Below are 8,990 nucleotides of genomic sequence, written 5' to 3'. Positions count from 1 at the left end.
GGCAGCGTCAGCTGTTTATAAGAGTCAGGCGTGTAGCCGAGATCCGAACCGCCCGCCGCCGCCCTCCCCGACCTGCGCGAGGCGTACCGCACGGCCTCCCAGCTGTACGAGAAGGTCGGCGTCGGCGCCGATCTGCGCGCCGAACAGGCCCGCGCCGAGAGCGACGAGAGCGCGGCGAGCGCCGCCCTGGAACGCCTCACCAACAAGGTCCGCACCCGCGCCGCCAAACTCCTCGCCGAACTCGACGGCGCCGACGGCCCCTCCCGGCAGGCCGCCGCCGCCCGCGCCGAATCCCTCGTCCAGCTGCTGGAGACCCGCTCCTCCACCGCCAGCGAACACCTGGGCCGGCTGCGCGGCGAAGCCGAACGCCTCGCCCCCGCCGAGGGCGAGGCCCACACCGACCTCCCCGCCGACCGCGTCCCCACCGACGCCGAGCACGCCCGCGACCTGCTGCGCACCGCCACCGCCGAACTCGCCGCCCGCGAGGACACCCTGACGGCCGCCCGCGCCGCCCACGAGGACCTGGTGCGCGAGCACCACACCGCCCGCGACGGCGCGGGCGGCTTCGAGGAGACCGCCGCCCTCCTGCGCGACCTGCTGCGCGACCCGCAGCCCGAGCAGCAGCCGGCGGACGACGGCACCGAGCCGGACACCCCCTTCCCCGGCACCCTCGCCGAGGCCCGGCAGTCCGCCACCGACGCCCGCCGCGCCCTGCGCTCGTGCGCCGCCGCCCTCACCGCCGCCGACGCGGCCGTCCGCGACGCCGGCGACCTGCTGGTGCGGCACGCCAACTCCGCCCGCTACGAACAGGTACGCACCCCCGCCCGGCAGCAGATCCGCGAACTGCCCGCCGCCGCCCTGCCCGAGCACGCCACCGCCTGGGCCGAGGCGTTCGCGCCCCGGCTGCGCGTCCTCACCGACGAACTCGCCCAGCTGGAACGCAACCGCGACTCCATCGTGGACCGGCTGCGCGGCCTCGTCGAATCCTCCCTGGCCACCCTGCGCTCCGCCCAGCGGCTGTCCCGGCTGCCCGAGGGCCTGGGGGAGTGGTCGGGGCAGGAGTTCCTGCGCATCCGCTTCGAGGACCCCGACCAGGCCACCCTCAGCGAACGGCTCGGCGAGGTCATCGACGAGACCACCCGCGCCGCCGTCAAGAAGAACTCCGACCTGCGCCGCGACGGCATGTCCCTGCTCCTGCGCGGCACCCACGCCGCCCTGCGCCCGGGCGGCGTGGCCGTCGAGATCCTCAAGCCCGACGCCGTCCTGCGCGCCGAACGGGTCCCGGTCGGGCAGATGGGCGACGTGTTCTCCGGCGGGCAGCTGCTCACCGCCGCCATCGCCCTGTACTGCACCATGGCCGCCCTGCGCAGCAACGACCGGGGCCGCGACAAGCACCGGCACGCCGGCACCCTCTTCCTCGACAACCCCATCGGCCGCGCCAACGCCACCTATCTGCTGGAACTCCAGCGCGCCGTGGCCGACGCCCTCGGCGTCCAGCTGCTGTACACCACGGGCCTGTTCGACACCACGGCGCTGGCCGAGTTCCCCCTGGTCATCCGGCTGCGCAACGACGCCGACCTGCGCGCCGGGCTCAAGTACATCAGCGTCGAGGAGCACTTGCGCCCCGGGCTGCCGCAGCAGCGCTCCGGCGAGACCGAGACCATCCACGGGGAGATCACCGCCACCCGCGTGTACCGCAAGCCCGAGGCGGACCCGGCCACGGAAGCCGGGGCCGCCCCGGCTCAGTGATCGTGATGCCCGGCGGACCTGCGCCCGCGGGCCACGCTGCTCGGCACGGACACCACTCCGTGCCGCTGCAGCCAGGCCTGCCGGGTGATCCAGATGTCCAGCACCGCCCAGGTCGCCACCACGGTGGAGGCGACCGAGGAGATCGTCATCGGCAGCGCCAGCCAGGAACCGGCCAGCGTGCACAGCAGGACCACGACCACCTGACTGAGCGTCAGCGCGATGATGATGACCGCCCGTACCGCCGCGTTGCGCACGGGATCGGGCATCCGGGGTCTCGCATACACTCCGCCGTCCTCCGGTACGGTGAGATGTTCTGTTATGTCCCGCGGCACCATGGTAAGATGCCGCCCGGCCCACGCCCTCACCAAGTCCTCACGCCCAGCCACCTGTCGCGGTAGTAGGCTCGCGCTGTCGCAGCACGCAACGGCACGGACACACCCCGGGGAGGGCACGCACGTGCGAGGGAAGTCGATCCGACGAAAGATAGGGGCACTGCTGCTGGTGCCCCTGCTGTCGCTCGTATCGATCTGGGCGTTCGCCACGGCCATCACCGTCGCCGAGGCCAGGTCGCTGCTCGCCGTCGCCTCCGTCTCCGACAAACTCGGCACCCCGGCCGAGGCCGTCATCCACGCCATCCAGCAAGAACGCCGCCAGACCCTGGTGTTCCTCGCCGACCCGCGCCGCTCCGACGCCCTCGCCGACCTCCACGACACCCAGGAGGCGACCGAGGCGGCCGTCTCCGAGGTGCGCGAACAGGCCGCGGGCGGCGCCCGCGACGACCTCAACGGCGGTGCCAAGGACCGGCTCGACGCCTTCCTCACCGGCCTCGACGGCCTCGCCGCCCTCCGCGACCAGGTGCAGAACAACACCATCTCCCGCACCGCCGCGCTCGACGCCTACACGGTCGTCATCGACCCCGGCTTCCGGTTCCTCGCCGCCCTGCACCTCGTCGAGAACGTGGACCTCGACCGGCACGGCCGCGCCGTCGTCGGCATCGCCCAGGCCCGCGAGTACCTCTCCCGCGAGGACGCCCTGGTGGCCGGCGCCCTCGCCGCCGGCCGCATGACCGACACCGAACTGCGCCAGCTGGGCGACCGCATCACCGAACGCGCCCTCGCGTACACCACCTACCTCCCCGACCTGCCCGCCGAGGACCAGCGCGCCCACGACGTGTTCTGGGACACCGGCCCCGGTCACGTGCTCACCGTCGTCGAGGGCCGGCTGCTGGACGGCGGCACCCGCTCCGCCCGCCCCGACCAGTGGGTGGACACCGGCGGCAACGCCCTCGAACAGCTGCGCATCCTCGGCGAGTCCGCCCAGGAGCGCTACCAGGACGCCGTCGACCCCGAGGCCACCGCCGTCCTGGTGCGGGCCGGCGCCGCCGGAGTGCTCGGCGCCGCCGCCGTCATCGTCTCGCTGGTGGTCTCGCTGCGCATCGGACGGGCCCTGATCCGCGACCTGATGACGCTGTCGAAGGAGGCCAAGGACGCCGCCGAGGTACGGCTGCCGGGCGTCCTGCGCCGGCTCGCGGCCGGCGAGCGGGTGGACGTGGAGACCGAGGCCCCGCACCTGGAGTACGGGCGCGACGAGGTCGGCCAGGTCGGCCAGTCCCTCAACACCCTCCAGCGCGCGGCCGTGGCCGCCGCCGTCGAACAGGCCACCGTACGGCGCGGGATCTCCGACGTCCTGGTCAACCTCGCCCGCCGCAACCAGGTCCTGCTGCACCGTCAGCTCGGCCTCCTGGACACCATGGAACGGCGCGCCGACGACGCCGACGAACTCGCCGACCTCTTCCGGCTCGACCATCTGACCACCCGGATGCGCCGGCACGCGGAGGGCCTGGTGATCCTCTCCGGCGCCGCCCCGGCCCGGCAGTGGCGCAAGCCGGTGCAGCTGATGGACGTGGTGCGGGCGGCCGTCGCCGAGGTCGAGGACTATGAGCGCATCGAACTGCACCGCATGCCGCAGCTCGCGGTCGCGGGCGGCGCGGTCGCCGACCTGACCCATCTGATCGCCGAACTCCTGGAGAACGCCACCGTCTTCTCCCCGCCGCACACCGCCGTCCAGGTCTCCGGCGAACGCGTCCCGCACGGCTACACCCTGGAGATCCACGACCGCGGCCTGGGCATGAACCCGGAGGCGCTGCGCGAGGCCAACCAGCGGCTGGCGAACACCCCCGAGTTCGATCTGTCCGACACCGACCGGCTCGGTCTGTTCGTGGTGGCCAGGCTCGCGGAGCGGCACGGGGTGCGGGTGGCGCTCAAGGAGTCCCCGTACGGCGGCACCACCGCCGTGGTGCTGCTGCCCGGCGAACTGCTCACCGAGACCGGCGAATGCCCCGACGAGCGCTCCCCGCTGCCCGAACGCCCGGCCCCGCCCGAGCTGCTGAACGGACCGGTGGACGGCCCGGTGGAGCTGGAGGCGCCGGTCGGCTTCCGCGGCCTGGAGCGCTCCCGGGAGAGCACGCGCGGCTTCGGCCCGTACCCGTTCCCCGACACCGCACCGGATGCCGAGCCCGGCACCGGTCCGCACCCGGGCACCCACGCCGGCCCCGGCGGCGACCCGGCCCCCGGCGGCGCCCGCGACCGTGTCCGGCACCCCGAGCCGGACACCGGCCCCGCCGGACGGCCCGCCGCCCCCCACCACGAGGACCCCGCCACCCCGGCCGGCACCCCCGCCGGGGACGACCCCCCACCGCCGATCCCGCTGCCGCAGCGGCGCCGCACCCCGGTGCTGGTCGCCGACCACGGCCGCCCGGTCGGCGAACCCCCGGGCGAGGACCCCGCGCCCGGCCACGAGGAGGACAGCGGCACCGGCACCACCCTCGCCGGACTGCCGCGACGGCAGCGCCGCACCCGGCCCGCACCCGCCCCCGTCCCCGACACCTGGGAGGAGCCGGAGCCCGCGGGCCACCCCGGCCCCGGTCCCACGGAGCAGGACGCCGACGAGGTGCGGGCGAGGATGGCCGCACTCCAGCTCGGCTGGCGGCGCGGCCGGCAGCACAACGACGGCGGTCACCGCCGTGAGCACACCACCACCAGGCGGGACGACGACCCGCAGGCACCGACACCGTAAGGGGCAGACCCATGACTGCACCGGGGGCCGACGCCCGGCACGGAACTCCGCAGGACGGCGAGCGTCTCGACGGCGTACTCGACGAGTTCGTCGGCAAAGTGGCGGGCATGCGCCACGCGCTGATACTCTCCGCCGACGGTCTGGCGCGCGGCGCCTCCAAGGCCCTGAGCCGGGAGGACAGCGAACAACTCGCGGCCGTGGCCTCCGGGTTCCACTCACTGGCCAGGGGCGTGGGAACGCACTTCAACACCGGCGGGGTGCGCCAGACCCTGGTGGAGCTGGATGACGCGTTTCTCTTCGTGGCCGCCGCCGGCCAGGGCAGTGCGCTCGCCGTCTTCGCCGACATCGAGGCGGACATCGGACAGATCGGCTACGAGATGACGCTGCTGATCAAGCGGGTCGGCGCGCAGCTGGGCATCGCCCCGCGCGGCGGCCCGGCCGGCGAGAGCTGACCGGCCGGCCGATGAGCCACGGCTGGTTCGACGAGGAGGCGGGTCCCATCGTGCGGCCCTACGCGATGACGCGTGGCCGCACCCGGGGAACCGTCGATCATCCCCTCGATCTGATCGCCCTGGTGACGGCGGAGACCGGCGATCCGGACGGCGCGGCCGGCGGCGTCAGCGATCTCACCGACCGGGAACTGGCCCCGGAGCACGCCGAGATCATGCGCCGCTGCCGCCGTACCACCGAGTCCGTGGCCGAACTGGCCACCGGGCTCGATCTGCCGGTCGGTGTGGTGCGGGTGCTCATCAGCGATCTGCTGGACGCCGGCCTGGTCCGGGTCAGCCGCCCCGTCCCCGCCTCCCAGTTGCAGGACGACAGCACACTCCGTGAGGTGATCGATGGTCTCCGGGCCCTTTGAGCGCGGCCGCAGCAGGCCGGCCGATCCCACGGCACTGAAGATCCTCGTCGCGGGGGCCTTCGGCGTGGGGAAGACGACGCTGGTCGGCGCCGTCAGCGACATCAAAACCCTTCAGACGGAGGAGTCGCTGACGGAGGCCGGGCGGCCGGTGGACGACATCCGGGCGGTCGCCGGGAAACGGTCCACCACCGTCGCCATGGACTTCGGCCGGATCACGATCAGCGACTCGGTGATCGTGTACCTCTTCGGCACCCCCGGACAGGAGCGTTTCCGCTTCCTGTGGGACGAGCTGGCGCGCGGCGCGCTGGGGGCGCTGATCCTGGTGGACACCCGGCGGCTGGCGGACAGCTTCTCGGTGGTGGACTTCTTCGAGACCCGCGGGCTGCCGTTCGCGGTGGCGGTCAACTGCTTCGACGGGGCCATCCGTTACCCGCCGGAACAGGTGCGCCGGGCGCTGGACCTGGACGAGGACGTGCCGGTGATGCTGTGCGACGCGCGGGAGCGCGCCTCGGCCCGGGACGCGCTGGTGGCGGTGGTGGAGCACGCGCTGCACCGCTCGGCGCGGCAGCGTTCCGCCGTGTCCTGAACAGGGGTTGCGGCCGTGACGTCCTGAGGCTGTTGCGTCCATGTCGCGAATAGGTGACAACGCGCCGGAGCGTGAAACGTGATGAGACCACGTGACGTCGGTGATCTGTGACGGCGGCGGACATCGGGACCCACGGGGGTGGCTCCAATGACCGCCGCCGTTGCCCGTGCTAACGAGCAAGCGCTCCGGTGGACACGGGAAAGTCGAAATACGTCTCCGGGTACGGCTCGTCGCGGTAGCCGAAGTGCCACCACTCGGTGCTCACGGGTGCGAATCCCTCGGCGTCGAGGGCGTCGGCCAGCACGCGGCGTGCGGCCCGCGCCCCGGCGGGGACCTCGCGGGAGTCACCGTGCGAGCGCGGGTCGAAGAAGTCGAAGCCGGTCCCCATGTCGACCAGGGTGCCGTCCGCCGCCCGCACCAGGGTGAGATCGACGGTGCTGCCCCGGCTGTGACCCGAGCGCACCGCCAGATAACCCTCCTCCACCAGCCGGTCCTTGGGGACGCGTGGGTAGAACGCGGCGCGGGTGCGGCCGTCCTCGGGGCGTGCCATCCAGGCGGTGAAGTGGTCCACCGCGCGCTGCGGGCGGTAGCAGTCGTACACCCGCAGCCGGTAGCCCCGCTCCCGCAGCCCGGCGGCGGCCCGGCCCAGCGCCTCGGCGGCCTCCCGGGTGAGCAGGCAGACCGGTTCCTCGTAGCCGTCCACGGGCTCGCCGGTGAAGTTGTGCGCTCCCGCGTACCGCATCTCCTCCTCGATGTCCGGGGCGATCGTGCGCAGCGCCACGAAGCCGGCGGGCGCGGTGTCCGTCACCGGTGGCCGGCCCTGCGAACCGGACAGCGGCAGGACGAGAGCGGCCCCGGCGACCGCGAGGGTGGCCAGGGCGGCGGGGGAGCGGCGCATAACCGGTTCCTATCAGGGGTGCGCGGATGCCGCGAGCACGGTGCGGCCGATGTGGTGACGGAGTGCCGGTTTCTTCACGTACCCGGTGGTAGGCGGGGGCGGCGCCCGCTCCTACCGTGAGGAGTACTCAGCAGTAAGGGCGGTCCGGACCAGCCTCTGCCGCGGTGTCATCCCCCCTGTGATCAGCGAGGAGCCGCCCCATGAAGCTGCCCGGGCCCCGTACCCGTACCCGTCCCCGTACCGCGCGCGCCGCTCTCGGCGCGCTGCTGGCCGCCGTCCTGCTCGCCCTGCTGCCCGCGCCCGCGGGTGCCGCCCCCGCGGCGTCCGCCTCCGCCGCCGGTGGCTGGAACAAGGAGGGCTGTGTCCCGGCCCCCGCCCACCCCCGGCCCGTGGTCCTGGTGCACGGCACCTTCGCCGACGGCACCACCAACTGGCTGGGCCTCGCGCCCTATCTCGCCGCACGCGGCTACTGCGTCCACTCCTTCGACTACGGCCGGCTGCCCGGCGTCCCGCTCCTGGGCGGTCTGGCCCCCATCGAGGAGTCGGCGGACGAACTCGCCGCCCAGGTCGACCGGGTGCTCGCCGCCTCCGGCGCCTCCGAGGTGGACCTGGTGGGCCACTCGCAGGGCGGGCTGATGCCCCGCTACTACCTCAAGCACCACCCGGACGCGGCCGGCAAGGTCAACGCGTTCGTCGCGATCGCGCCCAGCACCAACGGCACCACCCTGCTGGGGCTCACCAAGCTCCTCGACCTGGTCCCCGCCCTGGACCGGGCCATCGCCGGGAACGCGCCCGCGCTCGCCCAGCAGGTGGCGGGCTCCGGCTTCCTGCGCGAGCTGAACGCGGACGGCTACACGGTGCCGGGCGTCACCTACACGGTGATCGCGACCCGCTACGACGAGGTGGTCACCCCGTACCGCTCGCAGTTCATCGACGAGCCGGGCGTACGCAACGTCCTGCTCCAGGACCTGTGCCCGCTCAACATCTCCGAGCACGCCACGATCGGCCTCCTCGACCGGATGGCCTTCCACGAGACGGCCAACGCCCTCGACCCGGCCGGGGCCGAGCCCACCACCTGCTGGTCCTTCCTGTCCTGAGGCCAACGGCGCCGGATCAGTACAGGCCCTCGGCGTAGCGCGGGCCGTAGTGCTCCTCCAGCAGCGCCAGGGAATCGTCCGGCCGCTCCAGCGCCTTGGCGATCCGGGCCCGGCTCGGCAGCGACCCGGGCTGCCAGCTGTCCGGGTCCCAGGTGTGGGAGCGCAGGAACGCCTTGGAGCAGTGGTGGAAGATCTCGTCGATCTCCACCACCAGGGCCAGCCGGGGACGGTTGCGCCGCACGATCATGTCGTCGAAGAACGGTGCCTCGCGCACGATCCGGGCGCGGCCGTTGATCCGCAGGGTGTCGCCGCGCCCGGGCAGCAGGTAGATCAGTCCGACGTGCGGGTTGGCGAGGATGTTCCGCAGGCCGTCCAGGCGCTTGTTGCCCGGGCGGTCCGGGATGGCCAGGGTGCGGTCGTCCAGCACGAGGGTGAAGCCGGGCGGATCGCCCTTGGGCGACACGTCGCAGCTGCCGTCCGCGCCGCTGGTGGCGATCAGGCACAGCGGGGAGCGGGCCAGCCAGTCCCGGTCCAGCGCGTGCAGCGCGGAGCGGGCCTTGTCCCGGGTGTACGGGGCGGGTTCGCCGATCAGCTCGCGCAGTTCGCTCTCGGAGGTGACCTCCGTGAACGGGCCGGATGCGGTCGTCATCGCTCTCCCTTTCCGGGTGCTCGCGGATGCTGACAGCAGGCAGCCTACGGCGGTGCCGCCGCCCTCCCCGAAGG

At 73.6% G+C, this 8,990-nt stretch carries 7 protein-coding genes and 2 pseudogenes; 6 read left to right on the top strand and 3 right to left on the bottom strand.

Translation table 11 applies throughout. From position 1 onward, the window contains the following. Positions 1-45: 45 nt before the first annotated feature. A pseudogene (locus ACFV5N_RS20285) lies at positions 46-1,749 on the top strand (hypothetical protein); the annotation flags it as partial. A 17-nt stretch (positions 1,750-1,766) separates the two neighbouring features. On the opposite strand, the pseudogene ACFV5N_RS20280 reads toward ACFV5N_RS20285, so the two are convergent. Further along, positions 1,767-2,084: pseudogene (locus ACFV5N_RS20280) on the bottom strand (hypothetical protein); the annotation flags it as partial. 121 nt (positions 2,085-2,205) lie between these two features. On the opposite strand from ACFV5N_RS20280, the gene ACFV5N_RS20275 reads away from it, so the two are divergent. From ACFV5N_RS20275 to ACFV5N_RS20260, 4 genes are read left to right on the top strand one after another with little or no spacing between them, the layout of a single operon-like run. Further along, positions 2,206-4,824 (top strand): nitrate- and nitrite sensing domain-containing protein, encoded by a 2,619-nt coding sequence (locus ACFV5N_RS20275; RefSeq protein ID WP_385601631.1) that lies wholly within the window; start codon positions 2,206-2,208, stop codon positions 4,822-4,824. A gap of 11 nt (positions 4,825-4,835) precedes the next feature. Continuing rightward, positions 4,836-5,276 (top strand): roadblock/LC7 domain-containing protein, encoded by a 441-nt coding sequence (locus ACFV5N_RS20270; RefSeq protein WP_385601629.1) that lies wholly within the window; start codon positions 4,836-4,838, stop codon positions 5,274-5,276. 11 nt (positions 5,277-5,287) lie between these two features. Beyond that, a complete protein-coding gene (locus ACFV5N_RS20265) occupies positions 5,288-5,686 on the top strand; it encodes a DUF742 domain-containing protein (RefSeq protein ID WP_019434550.1) in 399 nt (132 codons plus the stop codon). Continuing rightward, positions 5,667-6,272, top strand: a complete 606-nt coding sequence (locus ACFV5N_RS20260; RefSeq protein ID WP_385601626.1) for an ATP/GTP-binding protein — start codon at positions 5,667-5,669, stop codon at positions 6,270-6,272. The genes ACFV5N_RS20265 and ACFV5N_RS20260 overlap by 20 nt, the downstream gene beginning before the upstream one ends. A 169-nt stretch (positions 6,273-6,441) precedes the next feature. On the opposite strand, the gene ACFV5N_RS20255 is transcribed toward ACFV5N_RS20260, so the two are convergent. Next, the gene (locus ACFV5N_RS20255) at positions 6,442-7,170 is read right to left on the bottom strand and encodes a M15 family metallopeptidase (protein WP_385601623.1); all 729 of its coding nucleotides are present in this window, start codon (positions 7,168-7,170) and stop codon (positions 6,442-6,444) included. A gap of 200 nt (positions 7,171-7,370) precedes the next feature. Here ACFV5N_RS20255 and ACFV5N_RS20250 point away from each other — a divergent pair, with 200 nt between their 5' ends. After that, on the top strand, positions 7,371-8,267 hold the full coding sequence (locus ACFV5N_RS20250) for an esterase/lipase family protein (protein ID WP_385601621.1): 897 nt from the start codon (positions 7,371-7,373) through the stop codon (positions 8,265-8,267). 16 nt (positions 8,268-8,283) lie between these two features. Here ACFV5N_RS20250 and ACFV5N_RS20245 read toward each other — a convergent pair whose 3' ends face one another. Then, positions 8,284-8,916: a pyridoxamine 5'-phosphate oxidase family protein gene (locus ACFV5N_RS20245; RefSeq protein ID WP_385601618.1), complete on the bottom strand. Its 633-nt coding sequence runs from the start codon at positions 8,914-8,916 to the stop codon at positions 8,284-8,286. Positions 8,917-8,990 lie beyond the last annotated feature (74 nt).

Source organism: Streptomyces sp. NPDC059853 (genome assembly GCF_042731495.1).
Taxonomy (GTDB): domain Bacteria; phylum Actinomycetota; class Actinomycetes; order Streptomycetales; family Streptomycetaceae; genus Streptomyces.
Note: the sequence above shows the minus strand (reverse complement) of the source record. Positions and strands in the feature narration are given on the sequence as shown.

What these genes read in the sequence shown, in the direction of transcription:
- ACFV5N_RS20270 (WP_385601629.1), top strand. Translation starts at nt 4,836, where the DNA reads ATGACTGCACCGGGGGCCGACGCCCGGCACGGAACTCCGCAGGACGGC.
- ACFV5N_RS20265 (WP_019434550.1), top strand. Translation starts at nt 5,288, where the DNA reads ATGAGCCACGGCTGGTTCGACGAGGAGGCGGGTCCCATCGTGCGGCCC.
- ACFV5N_RS20260 (WP_385601626.1), top strand. Translation starts at nt 5,667, where the DNA reads ATGGTCTCCGGGCCCTTTGAGCGCGGCCGCAGCAGGCCGGCCGATCCC.
- ACFV5N_RS20255 (WP_385601623.1), bottom strand. Translation starts at nt 7,170, where the DNA reads ATGCGCCGCTCCCCCGCCGCCCTGGCCACCCTCGCGGTCGCCGGGGCC.
- ACFV5N_RS20250 (WP_385601621.1), top strand. Translation starts at nt 7,371, where the DNA reads ATGAAGCTGCCCGGGCCCCGTACCCGTACCCGTCCCCGTACCGCGCGC.
- ACFV5N_RS20245 (WP_385601618.1), bottom strand. Translation starts at nt 8,916, where the DNA reads ATGACGACCGCATCCGGCCCGTTCACGGAGGTCACCTCCGAGAGCGAA.